This window comes from uncultured Brachyspira sp. (assembly GCF_944390595.1).
In the GTDB taxonomy this organism is placed as follows: domain Bacteria; phylum Spirochaetota; class Brachyspiria; order Brachyspirales; family Brachyspiraceae; genus Brachyspira.
Genome location: NZ_CALXRN010000130.1, coordinates 1 through 24,195 on the forward strand (window position 1 = coordinate 1; position 24,195 = coordinate 24,195).

Sequence of the window (24,195 nt, forward strand, 5' to 3'; positions counted from 1 at the left end):
TTATTATATCATTGGAGTGCACTCCAATGTCAATATATAACTTAAAAATATTAACAGAATTATTATTATAGTTTAATTTATTATAATATTATATCAAATACTTATGTATTATATATTTATATAATTAAAAAGTATTAAATATATATAGTAATTTATTAATTTTTATGCATATTTGATATATTATTAATAGTTGACTTTATAGTATAATTTAGTATAATTTAATATAAAGATTAAACTATGATTTTTATATTAGGAAAGCTATGTCGGGTTTATGTTTTAAAGTATTAGATTGGGATTTCTTTGCCCATAATATAGACAAAAAATTTATATTAGATAATTTAAATGAAAATATAAATATTTCTTACGGAGAAACTAATCCTGATTTGGATTTTATACCAAGAGCACAAAAGAGAAGACTTAGTCAAATAACTAAATTATCATTTGAGGCTGTGAAAGATATCTTAAAAGAAAATGATCAAATTCCTATATTTTTTGTATCAAAATACGGCGAAATAAAACAGCAGTACAATATATCTAAAAAAATAGTTACAGAACATGAAGTTTCTCCTGCCAATTTTAGTTTTTCTGTTTTTAATACAGCAGCAGCACAGCTTACAATATTCTATCATAACCATGAAAGAGCAATTGCTGTTACATGTTATGATAATTTTATTGATACAGCTCTTTTACAGGCTATTTCTTTTTTAAAAACTTCTGAGCATAATAAGGCACTTATAATTATAGCCGATGAAAAACTGCCTGATAGTTATGAAACAATATCAAAAGATACAAACTATTCTTTTGCATTTTCATGTATTATTTCTACGGAGGATGCTAATATAAATATTAATATCATTGACAGCAATATTAAAAAAGATGAAAATTCAATTATAGATTTTATTAAATTTATATCAACAGATACTCCTAATTTAAAATTGGGAAAAATCGAATTAATAAAAGAGTGATTCTATATTTTTATAGATTTATATAAAATAAATTTAAAGGAGATTTATAAAATGAGTATTGAAGAGCAAATAAAACAAATAGTAATAGAGGCGGCAAATTTAGAAGGCATGACAATAGATGATATAGATACTGATGCTCCTTTATTCGGTGATGAATTAGGTCTTGATTCTATAGATGCTTTAGAGATAGGGGTTGCTATAAGAAAGAAATTCAATATAAGTTTTTCGGATATAGAAGAAAATAATAAACAGCATTTTTATTCTGTGGCAACATTGGCTAAATACATAAGAGAAAATTCAGAGCATAAATAATATATGAGAAAATTAAGCAATACAAATTTTTATTTATTAAAAGATTCAGAAGATATTTTTCTTATTCATAAAGAAAATAAAGATTCTGTAAAATATAAAGATTTTATTAATGATATAGTAAGAAGTTTAGAATATATATCTAAATTCAAAGAGGATACCATTACTATATTTATAGAGGATGCCTATAGATTTATTGCAGTTACAGCTGCAGGTTTTATTCTTAAAAAGAAAGTAAATGTACTTAATAATAATAGTCCCAAATATGTTGAAAGCATATTGGATAATTCTATGGTATATATATCTGATGCCAATAAATCAGCTGTAAACTTGGATGAGATGTTTTCAAGCGAATGCAATGATAAATGGTTTGATCTGCTTAAAGAAACAACTATAGATGAAAATATTAATATTAATTTTTATACATCAGGCTCTACTGGATATCCTAAACTTATAGAAAAAACATTAAAACAATTTGAAGCTGAGGCTTTGAAGATAGTTAATCAATTTAAAGATGAGATAGCAGACTCTATATTTTTGTATACAGTTCCTCATTATCATAGTTATGGTTTTGTTTTTGCTATGTTAGTTCCTTATATGCTTGAATTGAAATCTTTAGATAATAGAATTAATTATTTAGAAACTATTAATAATTTTTCTGAGTATAAAAAGATCACTATAGTTACCACTCCTGCTTTTTTAAAGAGAATAGATAAGTCTTCATTAAAAATAAAAGCAGATTGGCATTTATTTTCATCTACTGGATTATTAGAGAAGAAGGTTAATGATCTTGCAAAAGATGTATTCGGTGTTGATGTTACTGAGATTTACGGAAGTACTGAAGCTGGTGCTATGGCTTATAGAAGAAGAAGCGAAAATGAGTTATGGACTAGACTTAGTGTAGTTGAATTAAAAGTTGATGAACAGGGAAGTATAGAATGCTGTTCTGGCTATACTGGGGATAATGTTTGGATTCATGTCGGCGATGTTGTTAATATGAAAAATGAAAATGAATTTGAGCTTATAGGCAGAGAAGATTCTATAGTGAAGATAGAGGGAAAAAGAATAAGCGTACAGCAGATAGACAGGCAAATACTTCAGGATAAGCATTTTAAAGACAGCTATACTATATACTGCAAATCTGACAAAAGAGAATATATAGCATCTTTTATAGTTCTCAGTAATAATGAAAGAAATGCAGAGCATATGAAAAGATATGTTATAGAGTATTTAAAAGGATATTTTGAGAATGTTGTTTTACCCAAAAAGATATATTTTGTAGAGAGTATTCCAAGAACAGAGATTGGAAAAATAGACAGAAAAGCACTTGATGCTGTAATGCAAGGAAATTAAGTTGGATAATTATAAGGACTATGAGATAGAAGAAAAAACTTCCGATATGTTTAGAGTAAAAGTTTTTATAGATGAAAGAATGCCTTATTTTGAGGGGCATTTTGAAAATTTTAAACTTTTACCTGCTATAGCTCAGGTGAAAATTACTCTTGATATATATAGAAGTATTTTTAGCAGAGATCATTCTGTTAAAAAACTTTTAAAATTAAAATTTGTTAATATGATTTTTCCTAATTCTAATATTATTATTGAAGGTACATACTTAAATAATATACTTTCATTTAAAATATATGATGAAGATAAGAAATATTCAGATGGTAAAATTTATTTTGCTTAGAGGTTTTATCTTATGAGTCATTGGAGTGAGGAAAAAGAAATAGGCAATAGGTGGAAAGCATTATTTTCTGCCTTTGTTTACAGAGTATTAGGAAGAACTTTTATTATAATATATTTGATTCCTATTAGTATTGTTTATTTCTTTTATTCTAAAAATAGAATGAAGGCTTCAAGAGAATACCTTAAAAGAATGTCAAAATATAATAAGAAAGTAAAGTCTAATTTAATCTGTTCTTATAAACATCTGCTTTCATTTGTTGTTTCTATTGCTGAGAAGATAGCTGCTTGGAATGGAGATATACCTATAAAAGATTTGATAGTAAAAACTAAAGAAGATTATGATGAAGTTGTTAATTTGCTTAATGATAAAAACGGAATGATAATTTTGTTTTCACATATAGGCAATATTGAACTTTTAAAGGCATTGGCGGTTATAAATGAAGGAAACCCAATTAAGAATTATAAAATAAATATAATAATAGATTCCAGAGTTAATAAAAATGTTAATATATTTATGGGTAAGGGTAAAAATAATTCTTTTATAGATTTTATAGATGCATCAAATATAGGTCCTCAAACTATTATCAGTATAGAAGATAAATTAAATAATGGTGAAATAGTTGCAATAGCAGGAGATAGAACATCAAACAAAACTGATAAAGTTAATTATATAAATTTTTTAGGAGAAGAAGCCCCTTTTCCATGCGGTGCTTTTTTGATACCTATTTTGCTTAAATATCCTGTTTATTATTTTTTTGCTTTAAGAGAAAAAGACAGAATACTTTCAAAGAAATATAATTTTTATATACATTCTTCTAAAATAAAATTAGATAATGAAGAGCTTAAAAACAGAAAGAGAAAGAATGAAATTATATTGGAATTAACAAGAGAATTTGCCTCTATTATTGAACAAAAGGCTATAGAATATCCTTATCAGTGGTATAATTTCCATGATTTTTGGTATAAGGGGAATTAGTTTATGAATAAAAATCCAAACAGCAAGAAAATTTATTTAGAGAATGATTATTATATAAAGCCTTCTTTTTATGATTTAGATCCTATGGGTGTTGTTTGGCATGGCAATTATATAAAGTTTATGGAGCAGGCTAGGGAGGCTATGCTTTCTATTATAGATTATGATTATGATATTATGACTGCCAAAGGTGTTATGTGGCCTATAGTAAAACTGGAAATAAAATATATTAACTCTATTAAATTGAATCAAAAGGTGAGAATACATACGGCTATTACAGAATATTTAAATGGAATGAAAACAGAATATACTTTTTATGATGAAAATAATAAAATAATATCCAAGTCTTCTACATTGCAGATGCCTATAGATTCAGAAACTAGAAAAGGTTTTTTAAATAGTCCTAAAGATTTTATTGAAAGGATAGAAAAGCTTAATAAATTTTAAAACTATTTATATAGATTTTTTACAATTTGAATATTTTTTGTATTTTATATATAAATAGTAATAATTGGATAATACAGCATGAAAAGAATTTATTTGTTTATAATATTAAATTTATTTGTTTATTCTCTTTTATTCAGTCAGATAAATGAAGAATATAAAAATGCTAAACTATTGAAAGGCACATATACTCAAATAGTTACGCAGAAAGGAAGAAATTTTGAATCATCAGGCGATTTTATAATTGCGGGCGGATATGGAATATGCTGGCTTACAAAAGAGCCTAAAGAGTCTATTACAGTTATGGGAGAAAAGAGTGTTGTGCAGATACTTCCTAATGGAAAAAAGAAAGTTATGGCAGATTCAAACAATGCTATGTTTTCTCAAATAGCTAATATAATAAAATCTATATTTACTTATGATGAAAAAACTATAAAAGAATCTTTCAGCCAAAGTATTGAAAATAATATAATTGTTTATACTCCGAAAACTGATGAGCTAAAAAAAATTATGTCTAAAATAGAAGTATCTTTTGCTAAAGAAGGATATATAGAAAAAATAAAGATATATTCTAAAAATTCAAGTACAACAGAATATATAATGAAAGTTTTATCCAAATCAGATACTTTGACTTCTGAGGAGATAAAATATTTTGAGTAATAGAAAGCCTCTTATATTTTTGTGGCTGTTTTTTCATATATTTGCTGTTGTTGTATTTGTAATAAGACATGAGAATATTGCCAAAATAGATACTAATTTTTTATCTATAACTCCAAAATTTCTTGAAGATAAAGATTTTCAAAAACCTTTAGAGGATTTCTTTTTAAAAAATTCAAGCACTGTAAAAATATTTGTAGAAAGTGAAGATTTTGACATTGCTAAAGATAATGCTTTGAAATTAGAAGAATATATAAATGAATTGGATACTAATGTTCAAGTTAATTTGTATTCTAAAAATTATGATGATGTTTTAAACATGATTGTAAAATATAAATATCAGCTTCTTCCAAATGAAATAAGAAATTATTTACTTAATGATGAAGCTTATATTGTATCAGAAAATTCTCTTGCCAATTTTTATTCTCCGTTTTTCATACCTATAGTTGATAATGTAGAAGATGATCCTTTCTTTGTAGTGAATTCCAAAATAAATGAAATTTTAGTATCAGAAAATAATATGGAATCAAGAGACGGCATACAGTTTATTAATTATGATAATAAATATAATGTTTTGCTTAATATAGATATGCCTAAAAAGATAGACAGCGATAATTTTTTTAATAATCTTACATCTTTTTTAAGCACTTTGGAAACTAATGAAAATATAAAAACATATATATCAGGTGTTCCTATTCATACATATTATAGTCAAAAGAGTGCCCAAAGAGAAATTACCATTATATCTATTGTATCTTTAATAGTTATTTGTCTTATGTTTATATTCGTATTTAAATCTGTAAAGCCGTATATTATTTCTATGTGTACAATATTTTTGGCAGGTGCTTCGGCATTTTTATTGTCATCAGTATTTTTCAGCTCTATTCATATATTTACATTTGTATTCGGAACTAGTTTGATAGGTATATCGATAGATCATTCAATACATTTTATAACTGAATGGTACAATGAAAAAGATAAAAAAGAAGTATTAAAAAAAATATTTCCAAGCATGCTTTTAGGTTTTATAACTACAATAATAAGTTATTTATCATTATCTTTAACTTCTCTTACATTATTAAAACAAATAGCATTATTTTCAATATTCGGACTTGTCAGTTCATTTTTAACAGTAAACATAATGTATCCTATTATATTTAAAAATGATAAGAGGGTAATAAAAGATTCTGTTATTAATTTAAGTAAAAATATATTAGTCAGATATGTTAAATTAATTAATACTAAAATAATAGCAGTATTTTTTATAATAGTTATTCTAGTTTCTATATTAACTATACCAAGAATTAAGGTTAATTTTTCTGCTAATCAGCTTTATAGTACACCTGATTTTCTACTTGAAAGCGAAACAGAAGTTTATAAAAGATTAAATACATCTCTTGCAAAAAATATTATCATATCAAGAGGTGATACTTTATCTAAAGCATTACAGGCAGAGGAGAGTATAGGAAACTCTTTTACAAATAATTATATGGCAATATCTAGGGTACTGTATTCAGAGGAAATGCAAAGAGATAATATGAAACTTGTAGAAAAGAAATTAATGCCGCTTTTAAGGACTCAGATAAATTCACTAGATTTAAATGAAAGTTCTTATAATAAGATAATGACAGAGTTCAGCAATGTAAAAAATGAAATTCTTGATATAAACGCAATAATAGATGAACCTAGCTTTAGCGATCTTAAAAAAATTATTGTTACAAATAATAATAAATATTTTCTCATAGCAACAAGCGATTATAATACAAATAATATAGTAAAGTCTGCGAATAAAGATGTTAAAATATTCAATATTAATGAAGAAATAAATGATGCTTTGGATAGTACGGCAAAAACTGCTTTAAAGATGGCAATAATCGCTTATATTTTAATATTTATAGCCATAATGATTTACTTTAATAAAAAACAGGCTTTAGCTATAATTTTGGTTCAAATGATGTCAATACTTATAAATTTGTCTTTGCATTCTATATTTTCAATAAATATAAATATATTTTCAATATTTGCTTTAATACTTTCAATAGGAATATCAATAGATTATGCCATATTTTTCTCTAATAGTGCTGCTGATAAAGAGATAACATTTTTGGCTGTATTTTTGTCTATGATGACAACTGTTTTATCATTTGGAACATTAGCATTCAGCGGATTTATACCGGTAAAATCTTTTGGTTTATTTTTATTTATAGGAGTTTTATCATCATTTATAATTTCTCCTATATTGTTTAAATTTAATAAATTGATAAAGAATGTTTAAATATAGTATATTTCTTATATATTAAGAACTATTTGACATTTTTATTATAGAATTATATACTGAATTCTGAGGTGCATTTATGAGTAATTTTTTATTGGATTTTGGAATTATTAATTGTTTAGCTAGGAACAAAGATGAACTCTACAGCAGATATTTTTTAAATGGAGAATATGGTTTAAAAGAGAATAATGATTATACTAAAAAATTTTTTCTTGGTAAAATAGATAATGACTTTTTTAATTTTGAGCTTGATAACCCTTATAATAATAAAATAAATAAAATGGCTTTGCATGCTTGCAATCAATTGAAGCCTATTATAGATGAAGCTAAAAAAAGATACGGAAAAAATAGAATATCTGTTATAGTGGGAACATGTGAAAATGGAAGCGATGAAACAAAAGATTATATATTAAAAGGCACTGTTTCAGATGAAAAAAGAATACTTGTTATGCAAAGTTTGAATATATGCTGTGATTTTTTACAAAAGTATTTTGATGTAAGCGGCATATCATTTACAATATCAACAGCCTGTACATCCAGTGCTAATGCCATTATTACTGCTGATGAACTTATAAGAAGCAATGTAATAGATGCAGCAATAGTAGGAGGAGCAGATGTTGTAACTGATACTGTTGTTTACGGATTTGATTCGCTTGAGGTAGTTGATTATAATAAGACAAATTCTTTTTCAAAAAATAGAAGCGGAATTAATTTGGGTGAGGGAGCTGCTTTTACAGTACTTGCAAGAGAGAATTTTATTGATTCTAAAGATGCTCTATATCTTAAAGGTTATAACAGCAATTCAGATTCTCATCATATGACTAGTCCTGATATAGAAGGAAATACTACAAGCAAATGTATTAATGATGCATTGAAAAAGGCTGATATGAATATAAATGCTATAGATTATATTAACCTTCATGGTACTGGAACTTTGATAAATGATAAAATGGAAAGTACAACTCTTAATAGAGTCAATGCTTCTAATATATACTGCAGTTCAAGTAAAACATCATTCGGACATACTATAGGTGCTGCCGGTGCAATGGAGCTTGGAGTATGTTTTATTACACTTTCAAGCATGAATAAAGAAAAAATACTTCCTCCTCATATATATGACGGGGAGTATGACGATGGTTTAGATAAAATAAATTTGGTTAATGGAAAAATTAAAGCTGACAGACTCGAAAACTGTATGAGTGTTTCATTTGGTTTCGGCGGAAGCAATACTTGTTTAATAGTTGGTAAATAATTTTGTATGAAAAATAAATATAATTTAAATATACCTCATAAAGGAAAAATGCTTTTAATAGACGGCATTATTGATATTAATTTTGATGATAATGAAATACTTACTTTTTCTGATATAAAAAAAGATAATATTTTTTATGATGATTCAGAGATTGAAGGTATAGATTCATATATATTTACTGAGTATGCCGCACAAACCTCAGCTGCTTATAATGGTGCTTTATCTAATAATACGGATGATAAAAGAGTTGGATTTATTTTAAATATAAAAAAAGCTGATTGTTATATTGATAAAGTAAAATCTAATAATAGAGTTTATATATTTGTAAAAGAAACTTTAAAAGATAATAATATAGCTTATTATGACGGAGAAGTAATTATTTATAATGATGACATTAATAATTTAGAAGAATATAAAACTGTAATTAATAAAGCAGAAAAAGTTATGAACTGTTCTATTATGGCTATGGAAAGTTCAGCAGATAATTTAATAAATGGATAAATTGATGGGAAATAAAAACAAATCTATTTTAATAACAGGTGCTTCCGGAAGTATAGGGCTTGCCATATCAAAAAAGATTATAGCCAATGGTTATGATGCTGTAATGTGCTATAATAAAAATGATTCTTTTATAGATGATATTAAGAATTATGCTAAAGATTATAATGTTAACATAAGATTTCTGAAAATAGATGTTTCAAACAGAGAAGAGTCTAAAAATATTTTATTAAAGGATATTGAGGAAAATTCATCCTATTATGGTATAGTTCTTTCATCCGGCATAACAATGGATAATGCTTTTCCGGCTATGACAGGAGAAGAATGGGACAGAGTTATTGATATAAACCTTAAAAGTTTTTACAACATAGTAAATCCTGTTATAATGCCTATGATAAGAAATAAAAACGGCGGACGCATTATAGCTATAAGCTCTATATCAGGAATTGTAGGAAATAGGGGGCAGGTTAATTATTCCGCTTCAAAGGCCGGACTTATTGGAGCTGTAAAATCTTTGGCCATAGAATTAGGTAAAAGAAACATCACAGTAAACTGCATAGCACCTGGTGTTATAGAAAGTGAAATGATAAATGATGAAATAATAGAACATGCTAAAAACATGATAGCTTTAAAAAGAATCGGCAAACCGGAAGATATTGCTAATGCTGTAAGCTTTTTATTATCAGAAGAGGCAAATTATATTACTAAACAGGTTATCAGTGTAGACGGCGGAATGTTTTAACTTGTATATTTTTTTATAAAGTTATTAATAGTGTCCCAATATAGATTTTCATCAGATAATACTGCTTTTATATGTTCTCCGTTTTTAATTATTAATTTTTCTTTATCTGAACAGCATGCATCATATAATTTATTAACCATATTAGGATTAACTAATGAATCTTTATCCCCATGTATAAAAAGTATAGGCACTTTGGATTTTGACACGGCATTTATTACATTAATATCATTAAATGAAAATCCAAGTCTAATTTTTGTCATAAATGAAGTAAGAGGTATTATAGGAAAAAACGGCAGTTTATATGATATATCAAGCCTTTCTTTAAGCTGCTCTTTAGCACTTGTAAAACCGGCATCTTCTATTATAGCTTTAACATTATCTTCTATATTTTCACAACTGCACATCATAACAGAATTTGCTCCCATTGAAATACCGTATAAAATTATTTGAGAATTTTCATAATTATTTTTTATATATTCAATCCAAGAAAGTATATCCAATCTCTCCAAATATCCAAGCGAGTATATTCTTCCTTCACTGTCTCCATGAGTTCTCAAATCAATCAGTATTATATTAAATCCCATATTATAATATTTTTCTGCAAAATATTTCATATAAGAGCCTCTGCCTTCATAAGGATGAGCTATTATTACATATATATTGCTTTTATCATTTTCTATAATATGAGCATGCAGTTTCATATTATCGCTTGATATTGTATATATATCTTTTTGGCTGTTTTCAAACCATTTTCTTCTGTTTTCTTTAATTTGTTTTTGTTCTTCTGTTTCTTTTTTGTCTTTTTCTTTTCTTTCAAAAAGTTTTTTATTAGTTTTTATAAATATTTTATTTACAAAATGATTTGGTATTATAAAGAATAATACTGCTATTATAATAAATATAATAATACATAAAATAAACATAATAAATAGTTTTGAAATTAAAAGAAATTATATATCTTTATTCATTTTCTTTAGAATCTGTAGCTATGCTTAATCTTGTAAATCCGGCATTTTTAACACTGTCTATAACAGATATTAATACCTGTGTTTTAACATCTTCATCGGATCTTATTTCTACAGGTTTTTCTAATTCACCCTCTGTTTTTGCTAAATCTGCCAAATTAACATCTAAATCTTCAACTAAATACCCATTAATATATTTTTGTCCGTCTTTAGATATTGTTATAACTATATTTTCATTTTTTTCAGCACCTACAGCAGAACTTGATTTTGGAAGGCTTATTTCTATTTGAGGAGTTTCAACAATAGTGGAACCCACCATGAAAAAAATTAGTAAGTTAAATACTATATCTATCATGGGGGTTAAATCTATTCCGCTTTTTATTTCAAATCTTCTTCTGAATTTCATTTATATTCCGCTATTGTTTTTATATAAATTATTGAACATTTATAGTTCTTACATTACTTAGGAAATGCTGACCTTTATATAGAATAGAAATTTTATATTCTCCTTTTCCATATTCTGCCTTAAATGTTCTTCCTAATATACCGTTTCCCATATCTTTTACATCATATATAATATTTCCTATATATGTTTTTCCGTCATCACCTGCTATGCGTGCCTCTTTATCAGCCATTTCAACAGAAATTTTAAAATCAGTGAAAGCAGCTTTATTTAATATTCTATATTTTATAGTTATATCATCTCCATATTTTGCAGTATCTGAGAAGTCTACAGATTCTGCTACTATATCAGCAAATGTTACAGTAACATATACACCTACGCCTCTTTTCACAGCACCAACTCCTATAGAATTAAAATTCTTATTTAAGATATTTTTTTTGCTGTCAGGAGTACTCATCAAATTTTTTACTATAGTTTCAGCAGCTTTTTTATCTGTAAAAGGTATAACATCTAATTTGCCTAAACTTTCGCTTATATTTCCTACCATTTCAGGATATAATTTAACTTGTCTTGCTTTTGAATCTAATCCGTCTAAATCTGTATTACTGAAAAACTTGTTTTTTGCCATATTATCTGCATGATATAATGCTAAAGAATGCAGTCTTTGATTATTTGGCAAAGGAGGAAGCGATACCCTACTTCTTTCTAAATTGATTAATCTCAATACTTCATCTTCAATAGTATTGGCACTTAATATTAGAGTTGATAAAAATATTAATATGATTACAAAATTCAACTTTTTCATTGAAAATCTCCAAATGTTTTATTATTGCTATATAAAAGCATATTTTATAACATATTGTAAAAAAATAAAATAGTAAAACTTTATTTTTAAAGTAATTATTGTAAATAAAAAATTAATTGATAAATCTGTTTAGTATGATATAATCGACTTAATTTAATTATAAATTATGGAGTTATTTTATGAACGTTTTAGTAATCAATTCAGGCAGTTCAAGTATTAAATACCAATTATTTGCTATGCCTGAAGCTAAAGTTTTAGCCAAAGGTTTATTAGAGAAAATAGGAGAAGAGATAAGTGCTTTAAAGCATACAGCAGTAGAAAAAGGAAAAGAAAAGAAATTAGAGCAAAAAGTTCCAGATCATAAAGCAGGTATGTCTTTAATTTTCTCACTTTTAACAGATAAAGAAGTTGGAGTTATATCTGATATGAAAGAAATATCCGGAGTAGGACACAGAGTTGTACATGGAGGAGAATCTTTCAGCAACAGTACATTAATTACAGAAGAAGCTATAAAAGCTATTGAAGATTGCTGCGATATAGCACCTCTTCATAACCCAGCAGGTTTACAAGGTATAAGAGCTTGTCAGGAAATATTAAAAGATGTAAAAATGGTTGCAGTTTTTGATACAAGCTTCCATCAAACAATACCTGAGCATGCTTATATGTATGCAGTTCCTCATGAATGGTATGAAAAATATAAAGTACGCCGTTATGGTTTCCATGGTACTTCACATAAATATGTTTACGGAGAATTCTGTAAAGTTAATAACAAACCTAATGCTAATGTTATAGTTTGTCACTTAGGTAACGGTGCAAGCGTAACAGCAGTTAAAGAAGGCAAATCAGTTGATACTAGTATGGGTTTAACTCCATTAGAAGGTTTAGTAATGGGTACTAGATCCGGAGATATGGATCCTGCAGTTGCTACTTTTATGATGGCTAAAGAAAATAAGTCTGCTAAAGAAATGGATAATATTTTAAACAAAAAAAGCGGTCTTTTAGGTGTTTCAGGTGTAAGTAATGATATGAGAAACTTGGAAGAGGCTTCTAAAACTAATCATAAAGCAGCTTTAGCTATAGATATGTTCTGCTACAGAGTAAAAAAATACATAGGTTCTTATATGGCTGTACTAGGTCATCTTGACGGTATAGTATTTACAGGCGGTATAGGTGAAAATAGTGCATTTATAAGAGGTAAAATTCTTGAAGGTTTAGATGAACTTGGTATTAAATGCGATGCTGATAAAAACTCTAAAGCTAGAGGATGTGCTAACTTTGAAAAAGATGGTGCTGCTATTAAACTCTATGTTATAGCTACTGATGAAGAAAAAGCTATAGCAATGGATACTTATAATATTGCTTTAAAATAATTTAATATAACATTTATAAATAGGGTATCTTTATATTTAAGATGCCCTATTTTTATAACTAAAGGTTCTTATTAATGATATTAAATTTAGATAGTTTGAAAGATTCAATTAATGCTTTAGATAGATCTATTAAAGTTTATAATAAAATTCAAAATGATGATAATGATTTGATTCTGACTGTTAGAGCTGGAGTAATACAAAATTTTGAAATAGCATTTGAACAAAGTTGGAAATTTATTCAACGTTGGCTAAGTCCTGATATAACTAGCGGTATCACTAAAAAAGAATTGTTCAGACTTGCTGCTAAGCATTTACTTATAGATGATGTTGAAAAATGGATTAAATTTAAAGATGCTGGAAATTCTGCTTCTCATATTTATTCTAATGATTTATCCCAAGAAGTATTTAATGAGGCTTTAAAGTTTTTACCTTATGCTGAGAATTTATTAAAGCGTTTAGAGGATAATAATGAATGATCAACTTATCTGAAAATGAAATAAATATAATAAAAGATATTTTGAAAAATCATATATATGAAGGCGAGGTTTATATATTCGGTTCTAGAGTAAGGGGAAATAATAAAAAATTTTCTGATATAGATTTAGCGGTTAATATTAATAGAAAATTATCATTAAGTGAGATTTCAGCAATTAAAGATGATTTCGATGAAAGCGATTTAATTTATACGGCCGATATAATAGATTACAATTCTATAAGTGAAGAATTCAAAAATATAATAGATTCAAATAAAAAAATAATATATAAATCTAATTAATAATTTTGATTATACAATTATATTTTTTTTTCGATACTTAATACAATACTATAATTTTTTAGAGAAGTCTATGAACAAGAATATATTAATTTTTTTATTATTATTAGTTTTTTTAATATCATGCAGCCATGAGCCTAAAGATATATTAAATGAAATTACAATTTCTGTAGGACCAGAACCGCAAACTATTGATCCTACAATAAATTCTGCTATAGACGGCATGATATATACAACACATTTATTTGAAAATTTAACAATAAAAGATGAAAACGGCAATATAATTCCAGGTGCTGCAGAGAGCTGGATATCTTCAAATAATAATACAGTTTATATATTTAATATAAGAAGCAATGCAAAATGGTGCGACGGTGTTCCTGTAACTGCTAATGATTTTGTTTATGCTTGGAGTAGAATAGTGGATCCTAAATCCGGATCATCTTATGCTGTATTTTTGGATGTTGTGAAGAATGCTGATGATATTATGTCCGGAGATAAGGATAAAAATACATTAGGAGTAAAGGCATTAGATGATAAGACTTTGTATGTAGAATTGGAATATCCTGTTCCGTATTTTTTAGAAATGGTTGCACATACTGCATATACTCCTTTACGTGAAGATATAGTAAGTAAAAATGAAGACGGATGGACTTTGAAGCCTGAAACTATGATTGGCAACGGAGCTTTTCAAATTGTACGCTGGGATCATAATTCAAGATTGGTTGTACGTAAAAATACAGATTATTGGAATTATAAAGAGATTAAACCAGATATAATTAATTTTGAGTTTATAGAAGATGCTAATACCGCTATGGCTGCTGTTCTTAATGAAGATATATATTTTTACCATATTACTCCTCCAAATGACAGAGAGAGATTAATTAATGAAGGCATAGCAAGGGTAATACCTAATATATCTCTTTATTTTTATGAGGTAGATCATAAAAAAGCCCCTTTCAATGATGCAAGGGTAAGAAGAGCAATTTCGCTTGCAATAGATAGACAATATATAGTAGAAAATATAATGAAAGCAGGAGAGAGACCTGCTGCTGCTATTGTACCTTATAATGTTAAAGATGTTTATGGAAGCAATGATTTTAGGGATAAAAAAGAAGAATATTTCTCTACAAAGACTAATGATTATCAAAAAAATATAGAAGAGGCAAGAGAATTATTAGCTGAGGCTGGTTATCCTAATGGAGAGGGTTTTCCTGTGTTTGAATTCATAACTAACCCTGGTTTTCATATAACAGTTGCAGAAAGCATACAGGCTATGCTTAAAGATGCTTTAAATATTAATATGGTTATAGTTCAGGAAGAATGGGCTGTACTTTTACAAACTAGAAGAGAAGGTAATTTTGATATGGCAAGACAGGGATGGGTAGGAGGATATAATAATCCTGCTGCATTTTTATCATTGGTAAAGACAGGATATGTTCTTAATGAAGGAAAATACAGCAATCCTGATTTTGATAAAACTTTAATGGATGCTTATATTTCTGAAAGCGATGAAGACAGAAGTATGTATTTGCATAAGGCAGAAGATATAGCTATGAATGATATGGCAATAATACCTATATTTTATTATGCAGGAACAGTTATGCAAAGCCCTAAACTTACTAATGTTATGTATGATGTATTTGGAATACATAATTTTAGTAAAGCAGAAATAATAAAAGATTAATATACAATTATTATATTTGACAAAATAAAATTATATTATATAATATATTTCGTTAAAAGCTCGGGTGGTGGAATAGGTAGACACAACAGCTTGAGGTGCTGTCGGGTAACACCGTGCTGGTTCAAGTCCAGTCTCGAGCAAATTTTAATAATTTTCTTAAATTTATTTTTTAATTATATATAATATTTTTCTCTAAATTTGTCTCTTAATTTCCTGATAGGAATATACCAACCAAATTTTTTTACAAATTTATTTCTTTTATTTGTAAATTTTATAGCTCTTTTTAATCTGCCATATAAAATATCATCATATTTATCTAAATAAATATCTGAAGTTAATGCGGTAGAAACTAAAAATAAATATTTATCAAAATAATAGTTATTAGAAACGTACTCTAATATATTGAAGTCTTTTTTCTTAATTATTTCTATAGTTATAAAATCTTGCTCTTTACCTTCTCTTTGAATCTGAGAAATTTCACAAGTAATTTCACCTATGTCTCCAATAATATCATTAATATTTATTTTAATGTCTTTATTCCATAAAATGGCATTATTATTTTCTACATCTACATTAAATTGATGTAAACCAAGATATTTTTCAAATTGTGCTTCATTTCTATGATGTTTTAAAATAATTTTTCCATTTATTTTAACTACATGTAAAAAGTTGAAAATGGAATTCATAGGTAAAAAAGAATGATCTAAAGCATTTTGCATATGAACTTCATCAAAAAAATTTGCTTTATATTTTTCATAGAGTCTTTCAGATAAACAAAATTCTGTTTCTACTATAGGTGTTTTATTGTATTTATTTAATAAAAATCTATAATATTCTGCTAATGGATCGCATGCATAAATAATAACATCTTTATTAGGGTTTAATACAGTTATAGGTCCACTTCCAACATCTAAAATTTTTTTTGCATCACTAGAATGTTCTATCTTACTTTGTTCTATTTTATTACCAACATAATAATTCCAGTAATCATTTGACATAGCCCATTCCCAGAATCCTACTTCACTTCCTATACCATCTAACCATCTATAAAGAAATTTTTTAAAGTTATCTTCATTTATATCAAACATTTATGTACTCCATTATTTAAAATAAGAAAAAGCAAAAAAATATTTAGCCTTATAGGATTAAGGTTAATATAATAATTGTATTTAGCGATAATGTTATTTAAATTTGCGATGCGATGCGATGCGATGCGATGCGATGCGATGCGATGCGATGCGATGCGATTTATATAACATATGAATTACCTCTTTATGATATTCAATTTAGTATATATATAAAAGTTATATTTGTCAATCATATTTTATATGATTGAAATTATAGATTATTTTCATTTGTTTCTATTTTATTTACTATTACTTTATCTATTCTAGCACCGTCCATATCAACAATTTCTAAATTTAAATTTTTCCATTCAATAGATTCACCTTCTGATGGAACATGCTGCATAAGTTCAAGTATTAATCCGCTTATTGTATTATATGTATTGGATGCATTTTCATCTTCTATTTCAAAATATTCTAAGAAATCGTATATAGGACATTGTCCGTCTACAAACCATCCTCCGTTTTTTCTTTTCTTTATATCTTTGCTTTCTTTACCTTCTGATACAGAACCAACTAATGCTGAGAATATGTCGCTTTGAGTTACCATACCGTCTATATTTCCAAACTCATCCGATATAAGACCTATTTTAGTTTTATTCTTTTTCATCTCTTCAAGCACTAAATATACTTCCATATTGTTATGGAAATAATTAGCTTTTTTAACAAATTTTTCTATTTTTGCCTTTGCTGTATTTAATTTGTCAAATATATCTGTTACTCTAACAACTCCTATAATATTGTCCAAATTATTATCTACAACGGGATAAGCTGAGAATGAATGCTTGGATACAATTTTTTTAATTTCATCATTGCTCATATTAATATCTAAGAATACTATATCGCTTCTATGAGTCATTATTGATTCAATTTTTCTGTCTCCCAAAAAGAATGCTCTTTCTATAATATCCTGTTCTATATCTTTTACTTCTCCGCCTTGTCTTCCTTCTTCTATCATTGATTTTATTTCTTCTTCTGTTACAGGGCTTTTATCATCTTTTATTCCTAAAACTCTTGAAACTATAGATGCACTTTTTGATAATATCCAAACAAACGGACCGCCTATTTTTGAAAGTATAGTCATTGGACTTGCAACAACTTTTGCTATTTTTTCAGGCATAACCATTCCTATTCTTTTAGGTACAAGTTCTCCGAATATTAAAGTTAAATATGTTACTAATGCTACTACTATTACTTGTGCTATTATAGGTGCATACGTTTGCGGTATATGAATTTTTGTAAGTATATTTGAAAGTTCTTTTGCTACAGTATCTCCTGAATATATACCTGTTAATATACCTATAAGAGTTATTCCTATTTGTATTGTGGATAGAAATTTATCAGGGTCATTTGCAAGAGATAATGCTGCATCTGCTCCTTTATTTCCTTCTTTACTGTCTTTCATTAATGATGTTTTTCTTGCTGAAATTACTGCTATTTCGGACATGGCAAATATGCCGTTTAAAAGTATTAACACTATTATTATTATTATATCCATTATATTTTATCCTTATATATAAAAATTTTATTTAAAATGCTTCTTATTAATGATTGTATTTTATGTTTTCTTATATAATAAAATAGAGATGTATATTTTTTTAGATGTATCTTTATATAAAAATGACAAGTATCGAAAGTATTATCTCCTAATAAAAACTAGGAGTTTTAAATAATTAAACCGCTGCATAAGATATTTATTTAAATCCTATTAATGTTTGTGTATATAGTTATAATATAATACAAATATTTAAAAATTACAAGATATAATATAAATATTTTTTACAATTTAGATTAATAGTAAAATATGTTTAATTAATAGTGATCTTTTTTATTAATCCTGTAGGAAGTTCCGGTATATATATAGTATCATTAGTTACATCTATATCAGCAGCACCTCTTAATGAACCTTCTATTTTTTCTAATTGTTCTTTTGTATTTAAATCAAATGAATATATTGATGCATTAGTTCCGCCTTCTCCCCAATCTGAAACATATAGTTTATTATTATATACAGCTGCACCGTCTAATCCGCCTGCACCTATTATAAAATCAACCCATTTATCTAAACCGCTTCCGTCTGCATTAAAAGTATATATATATCCGGTATTTTCTGCTCCCATAAATCCATTCGATACAACATACAGAATACCATTGTCAAATGCTATGCCGTTAGCACCATAAACATTATCTACAGTGTTTATAATAGAAAGTGATGAATTATTTTCTATTTTTATTATATATACTTTGCTGCTTCCTGTATCTGTAACTGCTATGGTTTCATTATCTATTGCTGCTATATCATTTAATAATTTAGCATCTTCTATAGTGAATCTTGTTATTATTGTATTATCTTTAACATTTGCAAGAACTATATTTCCAGGCAATCCGTTATCTCCGTCCTGATCGGCGATTGCAATAATATCATCTGTTATAAAATAAAATCCTCTAGGAGCATCCAATTCTCCTTCAAAAAGTTTTATAGGATTAGAACCATCTTCATTAACACATAAGAAAAATCCGTCTCTTGTTTTATCAGCTTCTCCAATATTTGAAATATATAATTTGCCGTTTCTTAGTCTAATGCTTTCAGGAGCAGATGTACCTTCAGCATTTATTGTTACAGCTTCCTTTTTATTGGCATTATATTCAGAAACTTCTTCTGTATTATTATTTGAACATGAAATAATAAGAATAGAAAATAATAATGCGATAATTTTATTCATAATTAAACTCCTTAGTCTTAATTTATATTATTTTTGGTATATATCAATATAAAAAATTAAAATTATTTTATTTTTGACATTTAATTTATATAAAAAAGAAAAAGACTTTCAATTAAATAATCGAAAGTCTTAATCTTATATTATATATTGGAGGCTAAAATTTATGTATGTCTATGTTTTTCTCTAATCTCTCCAATTCATCTTTTAAAAACTCTTTCCATTTATCCGGTCTGAAAATAGGGGAGGTTATGAATATATCCTTATCACCTCTTCCGGACATATTAACTATTATAACATCATCCTTACTATAATTTTTTGCATATTCAATAGCTTTAGCGCCAGCATGAGCACTTTCTAAAGCAAATATAACTCCTTCATTCCTTGCAAATTCTTTTACAGCATTAATTGCTTCTTTATCAGTAGCATAAGTAAACTCTATCCTTCCTGATTCTCCTAAATATGCAAGCTGAGGTCCAACTCCAGGATAATCCAGTCCTGCAGATATAGACATAGTTTCAGATATCTCTCCATTTTCTTTTAAAATGAATTTACTCATATAACCCTGAGCAGCAACATCTTTAGCATAAGGATTTTGCATTCTAATAGCATTTTCTCCTAAATTCATGCTTATTCCGCCGGCTTCTACTGCTATTAATTTAGGACTTTCTTTTTCAATAAAAGGTTCAAAGAAACCTATAGCATTAGAACCTCCTCCTACGCATGCTATCATAGCTTTAACATTCAAATTCTTTTCCTGTATTTGCTTTTCTAATTCCCTTCCTATTACAGATTGGAAAGTTCTTACAATATCCGGATACGGACTAGGTCCTACAGCACTTCCAAGAAGATAATGCGTATCTTTCAAATCTTTAACCCAATCTTCTAAAGCTACATCAACAGCATCTTTAAGGCCTCTTCCTCCTCTTGTAACCGATATTACATTTGCCCCATATAATTCCATAGATGCTACATTAGGCTGCTGTCTTTTTACGTCAATTTCACCCATATAAATTGAGCATTCCATTCCTAATTTAGCACATGCTGCAGCGGTGGCAAGCCCATGCTGTCCTGCCCCTGTTTCTGCTATAATCTTTTTCTTACCCATTTTTTTAGCGAGTAATGCCTGTCCTATAGAATTATTGATTTTGTGTGCCCCTGTATGTGCAAGCCCTTCCAGCTTCACATAGATTTTTGCCCCGCCTATTTTTTCAGATAAATTTTTTGCATACATTAAAGGTGTAGGTCTTCCTATAAAATCGGCTCTTAGTTCTGCAAGTTCTTCTAAAAATTCTTTATCATTGATATAGTGTAAAAATGCGTTTTCTAATTCAATTAATAATTTTTCTAATTCTGCAGGTACAAATCTTCCCCCGAATTTACCAAAAAAACCCTTATCGCTATTTTTCATTTTATTAATCCTCATTAAAGTTATTTTTGTTAGTAGCATTACTTTATATAGTAATATTACCATATAATTATAATTTGTCAACAATATTTTTAAGTTTTTTATTTTCATTATTAAAAAATAGTTTATAATAAAATCAGCATATATCGGAGTGATAATTAATGATAAAAGATAGAATAGACAGTATGTTTGTTCAAGCTAGGTTTTATTTTAATTTAGAGAAATATTCATCTGCTTTAAGAATATACTCTAAAATAATTAATTATTTTGAGAATTATGATAAAGTATTAGACAGTAATTATAGAGATAGATATTTTGCCCGTGTATGTTATAAAAAGGCTTTAACTTTATATTATCTAAATAGATATGAAGAGTCTGTAGAATATTATAATAAGGCTATAAATATTAATCCAATATATGAAAAAGCTTTTATTAATAAAGGCATTATATTGGCAAAGTTAATGGTATTTGATGCGGCATTAGAAGCATTTAATGCTGCAATAGAAATCAATGAAAGATCTGAGATATCTTATTTTAATATAGGTATAATATATTCCAAACTTGAGAGATATGAAGATGCATTATATTCTTTTAATAAAGCGGCAGAATTAGGATATGATTATGCATATTTGAATGTTGCTATTATTTTAGAGAGACTTGGAAGAATAGATGAGGCATTTAATATTTATGATAAAGCAATTAGTATAAATAAATCATTAGAAGTAATTTATTTAAATAAGGCCGGATTGCTTGTAAATATTGGAAAATATCAGGAGGCTATAAAATATCTTGATAAAGCATTATCAATATTGAATAATAAAAATTCTAAAGGTGATACCATTATTAAAAATAAAGAACATATAGAATATATGGAAATGGGCATAATAGAAGATGATACTATATATGATAGAATATACTTTTTAAAATCTGATGCATTAATAAATTTATCTCAATATGATTATGCTTTAACTTTACTTTTAAATATTAAGGAATCAAGTTCTGTTAATATATTTTATATAATATCAAGATTTATAGAATATATACCAATAGAAAAACTTATTAACATAATACTTGGAGAAGATAGTTTTTGGGTTGAAGAGAAAGAGGAATATTTTAATTTTATAGTAAGAGATATTGAAAATAAGGATAGAATAAAATTAAAAAAATTGTGGATACTTCAGTATATATTTTTATATTTAATATCTGTGAAGGATTATGATAAAATTAATGAAATATCTCATTATACAAGTATAGAAGTATTTAATGAAATGGCATTTGATAGAAGATATGATAATATAAAAGAGTTTTATCAAGATGATAATAATATAAGTCTTAAAAAAAATAAATTAAGAATGACTAGTGTAAAAAATGCCAATGATCCTAAAGAGGGTAAAATATTAATGCAATTGCTTAGAAATAATAACGTAAATTCTAAATATGCAAATATTAATAACTTTATAGCATTGCAGACATCATTCAGCAGATGCAAAGACTCTCTGACTATGTACAGGCTGTATGGTAAATACGATAATAAAGAAGGAACAGGATGCTGTTTAGTTTTTGATAAATCTTTTTTTGACACTTCTTTTAATAACAGAGGATCCGGAATACTTTTTTCATTTTCTTATGATAAAAATAATTATTCAAATATTGAGCTTTATGATGAGCAAACATTGCCTTTATATTTTGTTTTATATTATAATTTCAAAAGAAATGAAATAGTTTTTAATCCATGCGAGTCCGATTATGATAATTTAATTATTGATTTAAATAAAAATTATAGTGTTTGGAATCATGGGGATAAATTTTATGATAAATTAAAAAATAATATAGGATATGTATTTTGTTCAATATTTAATACTATCAAAACTTTTAATGCAGAAGAAATATCATTATCTTATCAGCTGCTTATGAATATACAATATTTAATAAAGGATTCTTCTTTTATAGAGGAGCAGGAAATGCGTATTATACAGTTAGTTGAATACGGAAGCAATCCTCTTCATATTGATAATGAAATGAAGCGTTCATATAAGAATTATCTTTATATATTTGATAATAAAGCATTAAAAGAAGTAATACTTGCTCCTAAAGTAAAAGATGCAGATTTCTTAGTTGAAAAGTTTAATGACAGACTTGCCAAAGCAACAAGCATATATAATTCAAAAAATATTAAAAATAAATATAAGATAAATGTGTATATTTCAACTTCTCCTATATCTTGACAAATACTTATTAATAATTATAATTTTGCAAAAAAATATATAGGATATGTATTATGAAAAAAATTATTTTTGTTTTATGCTTAATTTTATCAATATTTGCTGTTTCATGCGAAAAGGATAAAAAAGCTATTGATAAATTAACTGATAAGGTTAATGAAACAATAGACGATGCTTCTAAAGCAGCACAGGATGCTGTAGAAAAAGCAGGAGATACTACAGGAGATGTTTTAGATGATGCTTCTAAAGCTGTTGAAGATGGAATTCAGGATGCTTCTAAGGCTGTTGAAGGAGGAATGCAGGATGCTTCTAAAGCTATAGAAGAAGGCGTTGATAAGGCTAAAGAAGAAATATCAAATGCTGTAAATTAATAGTAAGTTCTATAATAGAAAATTATTGGCATGTTGCATTTTATTTATTAAATTGTAGTTGCCAATAGTTTTCATCATATATTGTAAGAAATTAATATTTTGGATTTATAATTTTATGTCAAAGAAAATTGCTTTAGTTGTATGGAGTAAAACCGGTAATACTAGATTAATGGGTAAAGCTATAAAAGAAGGTGCTGAGTCTAATGGGGCAGAGGTTGAAACTTTTAAGGCTTATAATTTTGATATTGATGCAGTTAAAAATTATGAATGCATAGCTTTAGGATGTCCTGCTATGGGAGCAGAAATTTTGGAAGATACGGAATTTCTGCCTATGTATGAAAATGTTAAACCATATTTGAAAGATAAAAAAGTATTTATATTCGGTTCTTACGGATGGGGTGACGGAAAATGGATGAGAGATTGGCAAGAAGATGCAGTAAACAATGGTATTACATTGTTTAGAGATCCTATTATAGCTAAAGAAAAACCAACAGATGATATATTAAATGAGCTTAAAAAAGTAGGCGTGGATTTAGCTAAATCTTAA

General features: G+C 27.0%; 25 protein-coding genes and 1 tRNA gene. 19 read left to right on the forward strand and 7 right to left on the reverse strand.

Annotation, left to right across the window (positions count from 1 at the left end; genetic code table 11):
- Positions 1-260 precede the first annotated feature (260 nt).
- The 11 genes from Q0J90_RS07530 to fabG all read left to right on the forward strand — a co-directional run bounded on the left by Q0J90_RS07530 (position 261) and on the right by fabG (position 9,804).
- Complete coding sequence (locus tag Q0J90_RS07530; RefSeq protein ID WP_297277322.1) at positions 261-965, forward strand: beta-ketoacyl synthase chain length factor; 705 nt, start codon at positions 261-263, stop codon at positions 963-965.
- A gap of 51 nt (positions 966-1,016) precedes the next feature.
- On the forward strand, positions 1,017-1,277 hold the full coding sequence (locus tag Q0J90_RS07535) for a phosphopantetheine-binding protein (protein WP_297208043.1): 261 nt from the start codon (positions 1,017-1,019) through the stop codon (positions 1,275-1,277).
- 3 nt (positions 1,278-1,280) lie between these two features.
- The gene (locus Q0J90_RS07540) at positions 1,281-2,627 is read left to right on the forward strand and encodes an AMP-binding protein (protein ID WP_297277323.1); all 1,347 of its coding nucleotides are present in this window, start codon (positions 1,281-1,283) and stop codon (positions 2,625-2,627) included.
- Position 2,628: 1 nt separating this feature from the next.
- Positions 2,629-2,964, forward strand: coding sequence for a 3-hydroxyacyl-ACP dehydratase (locus tag Q0J90_RS07545; RefSeq protein ID WP_297277324.1), 336 nt, complete (start codon positions 2,629-2,631; stop codon positions 2,962-2,964).
- Between the two features lie 12 nt (positions 2,965-2,976).
- Positions 2,977-3,939 (forward strand): glycosyl transferase family 2, encoded by a 963-nt coding sequence (locus tag Q0J90_RS07550; protein WP_297208040.1) that lies wholly within the window; start codon positions 2,977-2,979, stop codon positions 3,937-3,939.
- Positions 3,940-3,942: 3 nt separating this feature from the next.
- Positions 3,943-4,383 carry a thioesterase family protein gene (locus Q0J90_RS07555; protein WP_297277325.1) on the forward strand — a complete coding sequence of 147 codons (441 nt, stop codon included), beginning with the start codon at positions 3,943-3,945 and terminating at the stop codon, positions 4,381-4,383.
- Between the two features lie 78 nt (positions 4,384-4,461).
- A complete protein-coding gene (locus Q0J90_RS07560; protein WP_297277326.1) occupies positions 4,462-5,040 on the forward strand; it encodes an outer membrane lipoprotein carrier protein LolA in 579 nt (192 codons plus the stop codon).
- Entirely contained in the window at positions 5,033-7,312 is a 2,280-nt protein-coding gene (locus tag Q0J90_RS07565; protein ID WP_297277327.1) for an MMPL family transporter, read from the forward strand. Before Q0J90_RS07560 ends, Q0J90_RS07565 begins: the two co-directional genes overlap by 8 nt.
- 79 nt (positions 7,313-7,391) lie before the next feature.
- Entirely contained in the window at positions 7,392-8,564 is a 1,173-nt protein-coding gene (locus Q0J90_RS07570; RefSeq protein ID WP_297277328.1) for a beta-ketoacyl synthase N-terminal-like domain-containing protein, read from the forward strand.
- A gap of 6 nt (positions 8,565-8,570) precedes the next feature.
- The gene (locus Q0J90_RS07575) at positions 8,571-9,065 is read left to right on the forward strand and encodes a 3-hydroxyacyl-ACP dehydratase (RefSeq protein WP_297277329.1); all 495 of its coding nucleotides are present in this window, start codon (positions 8,571-8,573) and stop codon (positions 9,063-9,065) included.
- Positions 9,058-9,804, forward strand: coding sequence for a 3-oxoacyl-ACP reductase FabG (gene fabG, locus Q0J90_RS07580; RefSeq protein ID WP_297277330.1), 747 nt, complete (start codon positions 9,058-9,060; stop codon positions 9,802-9,804). Before Q0J90_RS07575 ends, fabG begins: the two co-directional genes overlap by 8 nt.
- On the opposite strand, the gene Q0J90_RS07585 is transcribed toward fabG, so the two are convergent.
- From Q0J90_RS07585 to Q0J90_RS07595, 3 genes are read right to left on the reverse strand one after another with little or no spacing between them, the layout of a single operon-like run.
- A complete protein-coding gene (locus Q0J90_RS07585) occupies positions 9,801-10,727 on the reverse strand; it encodes an alpha/beta hydrolase (RefSeq protein ID WP_297277331.1) in 927 nt (308 codons plus the stop codon). The genes fabG and Q0J90_RS07585 overlap by 4 nt on opposite strands.
- A gap of 37 nt (positions 10,728-10,764) precedes the next feature.
- A complete protein-coding gene (locus tag Q0J90_RS07590; protein WP_297277332.1) occupies positions 10,765-11,175 on the reverse strand; it encodes a biopolymer transporter ExbD in 411 nt (136 codons plus the stop codon).
- 28 nt (positions 11,176-11,203) lie between these two features.
- Positions 11,204-11,977 carry a CAP domain-containing protein gene (locus tag Q0J90_RS07595; protein WP_297277333.1) on the reverse strand — a complete coding sequence of 258 codons (774 nt, stop codon included), beginning with the start codon at positions 11,975-11,977 and terminating at the stop codon, positions 11,204-11,206.
- 179 nt (positions 11,978-12,156) lie between these two features.
- On the opposite strand from Q0J90_RS07595, the gene Q0J90_RS07600 reads away from it, so the two are divergent.
- From Q0J90_RS07600 to Q0J90_RS07620, 5 genes are all read left to right on the forward strand, one after another.
- Positions 12,157-13,347, forward strand: a complete 1,191-nt coding sequence (locus tag Q0J90_RS07600; protein WP_297277334.1) for an acetate/propionate family kinase — start codon at positions 12,157-12,159, stop codon at positions 13,345-13,347.
- Between the two features lie 74 nt (positions 13,348-13,421).
- Positions 13,422-13,823 carry an HI0074 family nucleotidyltransferase substrate-binding subunit gene (locus Q0J90_RS07605; protein WP_297277335.1) on the forward strand — a complete coding sequence of 134 codons (402 nt, stop codon included), beginning with the start codon at positions 13,422-13,424 and terminating at the stop codon, positions 13,821-13,823.
- A complete protein-coding gene (locus Q0J90_RS07610) occupies positions 13,820-14,122 on the forward strand; it encodes a nucleotidyltransferase family protein (RefSeq protein ID WP_297277336.1) in 303 nt (100 codons plus the stop codon). The genes Q0J90_RS07605 and Q0J90_RS07610 overlap by 4 nt, the downstream gene beginning before the upstream one ends.
- 70 nt (positions 14,123-14,192) lie before the next feature.
- Positions 14,193-15,803: a peptide ABC transporter substrate-binding protein gene (locus tag Q0J90_RS07615; RefSeq protein ID WP_297277337.1), complete on the forward strand. Its 1,611-nt coding sequence runs from the start codon at positions 14,193-14,195 to the stop codon at positions 15,801-15,803.
- 58 nt (positions 15,804-15,861) lie between these two features.
- Positions 15,862-15,943 (forward strand) — tRNA-Leu (locus tag Q0J90_RS07620).
- A 33-nt stretch (positions 15,944-15,976) separates the two neighbouring features.
- Here the strand turns inward: Q0J90_RS07620 and Q0J90_RS07625 are convergent.
- From Q0J90_RS07625 to trpB, 4 genes are all read right to left on the reverse strand, one after another.
- Positions 15,977-16,891 carry a hypothetical protein gene (locus tag Q0J90_RS07625; RefSeq protein WP_297277338.1) on the reverse strand — a complete coding sequence of 305 codons (915 nt, stop codon included), beginning with the start codon at positions 16,889-16,891 and terminating at the stop codon, positions 15,977-15,979.
- A gap of 250 nt (positions 16,892-17,141) precedes the next feature.
- On the reverse strand, positions 17,142-18,425 hold the full coding sequence (locus tag Q0J90_RS07630) for a hemolysin family protein (protein WP_028329429.1): 1,284 nt from the start codon (positions 18,423-18,425) through the stop codon (positions 17,142-17,144).
- Positions 18,426-18,735: 310 nt separating this feature from the next.
- Positions 18,736-19,650 (reverse strand): ATP-binding protein, encoded by a 915-nt coding sequence (locus tag Q0J90_RS07635; protein ID WP_297277339.1) that lies wholly within the window; start codon positions 19,648-19,650, stop codon positions 18,736-18,738.
- 154 nt (positions 19,651-19,804) lie between these two features.
- Complete coding sequence (trpB, locus tag Q0J90_RS07640) at positions 19,805-21,058, reverse strand: tryptophan synthase subunit beta (protein WP_297277340.1); 1,254 nt, start codon at positions 21,056-21,058, stop codon at positions 19,805-19,807.
- A 158-nt stretch (positions 21,059-21,216) separates the two neighbouring features.
- Between trpB and Q0J90_RS07645 the strand changes: the two genes are divergently transcribed.
- The 3 genes from Q0J90_RS07645 to Q0J90_RS07655 all read left to right on the forward strand — a co-directional run bounded on the left by Q0J90_RS07645 (position 21,217) and on the right by Q0J90_RS07655 (position 24,195).
- The gene (locus Q0J90_RS07645) at positions 21,217-23,280 is read left to right on the forward strand and encodes a tetratricopeptide repeat protein (RefSeq protein ID WP_297277341.1); all 2,064 of its coding nucleotides are present in this window, start codon (positions 21,217-21,219) and stop codon (positions 23,278-23,280) included.
- Between the two features lie 53 nt (positions 23,281-23,333).
- The gene (locus tag Q0J90_RS07650) at positions 23,334-23,648 is read left to right on the forward strand and encodes a hypothetical protein (RefSeq protein WP_297277342.1); all 315 of its coding nucleotides are present in this window, start codon (positions 23,334-23,336) and stop codon (positions 23,646-23,648) included.
- A 115-nt stretch (positions 23,649-23,763) separates the two neighbouring features.
- A complete protein-coding gene (locus Q0J90_RS07655) occupies positions 23,764-24,195 on the forward strand; it encodes a flavodoxin domain-containing protein (RefSeq protein WP_297277343.1) in 432 nt (143 codons plus the stop codon).

Bases quoted from the DNA above. Each gene is read 5' to 3' on its own strand.
- Q0J90_RS07570 (WP_297277328.1), top strand. From the start codon at position 7,392: ATGAGTAATTTTTTATTGGATTTTGGAATTATTAATTGTTTAGCTAGG.
- Q0J90_RS07590 (WP_297277332.1), bottom strand. From the start codon at position 11,175: ATGAAATTCAGAAGAAGATTTGAAATAAAAAGCGGAATAGATTTAACC.
- Q0J90_RS07530 (WP_297277322.1), top strand. From the start codon at position 261: ATGTCGGGTTTATGTTTTAAAGTATTAGATTGGGATTTCTTTGCCCAT.
- Q0J90_RS07540 (WP_297277323.1), top strand. From the start codon at position 1,281: ATGAGAAAATTAAGCAATACAAATTTTTATTTATTAAAAGATTCAGAA.
- Q0J90_RS07600 (WP_297277334.1), top strand. From the start codon at position 12,157: ATGAACGTTTTAGTAATCAATTCAGGCAGTTCAAGTATTAAATACCAA.
- Q0J90_RS07605 (WP_297277335.1), top strand. From the start codon at position 13,422: ATGATATTAAATTTAGATAGTTTGAAAGATTCAATTAATGCTTTAGAT.
- fabG (WP_297277330.1), top strand. From the start codon at position 9,058: ATGGATAAATTGATGGGAAATAAAAACAAATCTATTTTAATAACAGGT.
- Q0J90_RS07555 (WP_297277325.1), top strand. From the start codon at position 3,943: ATGAATAAAAATCCAAACAGCAAGAAAATTTATTTAGAGAATGATTAT.
- Q0J90_RS07560 (WP_297277326.1), top strand. From the start codon at position 4,462: ATGAAAAGAATTTATTTGTTTATAATATTAAATTTATTTGTTTATTCT.
- Q0J90_RS07650 (WP_297277342.1), top strand. From the start codon at position 23,334: ATGAAAAAAATTATTTTTGTTTTATGCTTAATTTTATCAATATTTGCT.
- Q0J90_RS07655 (WP_297277343.1), top strand. From the start codon at position 23,764: ATGTCAAAGAAAATTGCTTTAGTTGTATGGAGTAAAACCGGTAATACT.
- Q0J90_RS07550 (WP_297208040.1), top strand. From the start codon at position 2,977: ATGAGTCATTGGAGTGAGGAAAAAGAAATAGGCAATAGGTGGAAAGCA.
- Q0J90_RS07625 (WP_297277338.1), bottom strand. From the start codon at position 16,891: ATGTTTGATATAAATGAAGATAACTTTAAAAAATTTCTTTATAGATGG.
- Q0J90_RS07595 (WP_297277333.1), bottom strand. From the start codon at position 11,977: ATGAAAAAGTTGAATTTTGTAATCATATTAATATTTTTATCAACTCTA.
- Q0J90_RS07575 (WP_297277329.1), top strand. From the start codon at position 8,571: ATGAAAAATAAATATAATTTAAATATACCTCATAAAGGAAAAATGCTT.
- Q0J90_RS07630 (WP_028329429.1), bottom strand. From the start codon at position 18,425: ATGGATATAATAATAATAATAGTGTTAATACTTTTAAACGGCATATTT.
- Q0J90_RS07615 (WP_297277337.1), top strand. From the start codon at position 14,193: ATGAACAAGAATATATTAATTTTTTTATTATTATTAGTTTTTTTAATA.
- Q0J90_RS07535 (WP_297208043.1), top strand. From the start codon at position 1,017: ATGAGTATTGAAGAGCAAATAAAACAAATAGTAATAGAGGCGGCAAAT.
- Q0J90_RS07635 (WP_297277339.1), bottom strand. From the start codon at position 19,650: ATGAATAAAATTATCGCATTATTATTTTCTATTCTTATTATTTCATGT.
- Q0J90_RS07585 (WP_297277331.1), bottom strand. From the start codon at position 10,727: ATGTTTATTTTATGTATTATTATATTTATTATAATAGCAGTATTATTC.
- Q0J90_RS07610 (WP_297277336.1), top strand. From the start codon at position 13,820: ATGATCAACTTATCTGAAAATGAAATAAATATAATAAAAGATATTTTG.
- trpB (WP_297277340.1), bottom strand. From the start codon at position 21,058: ATGAAAAATAGCGATAAGGGTTTTTTTGGTAAATTCGGGGGAAGATTT.
- Q0J90_RS07645 (WP_297277341.1), top strand. From the start codon at position 21,217: ATGATAAAAGATAGAATAGACAGTATGTTTGTTCAAGCTAGGTTTTAT.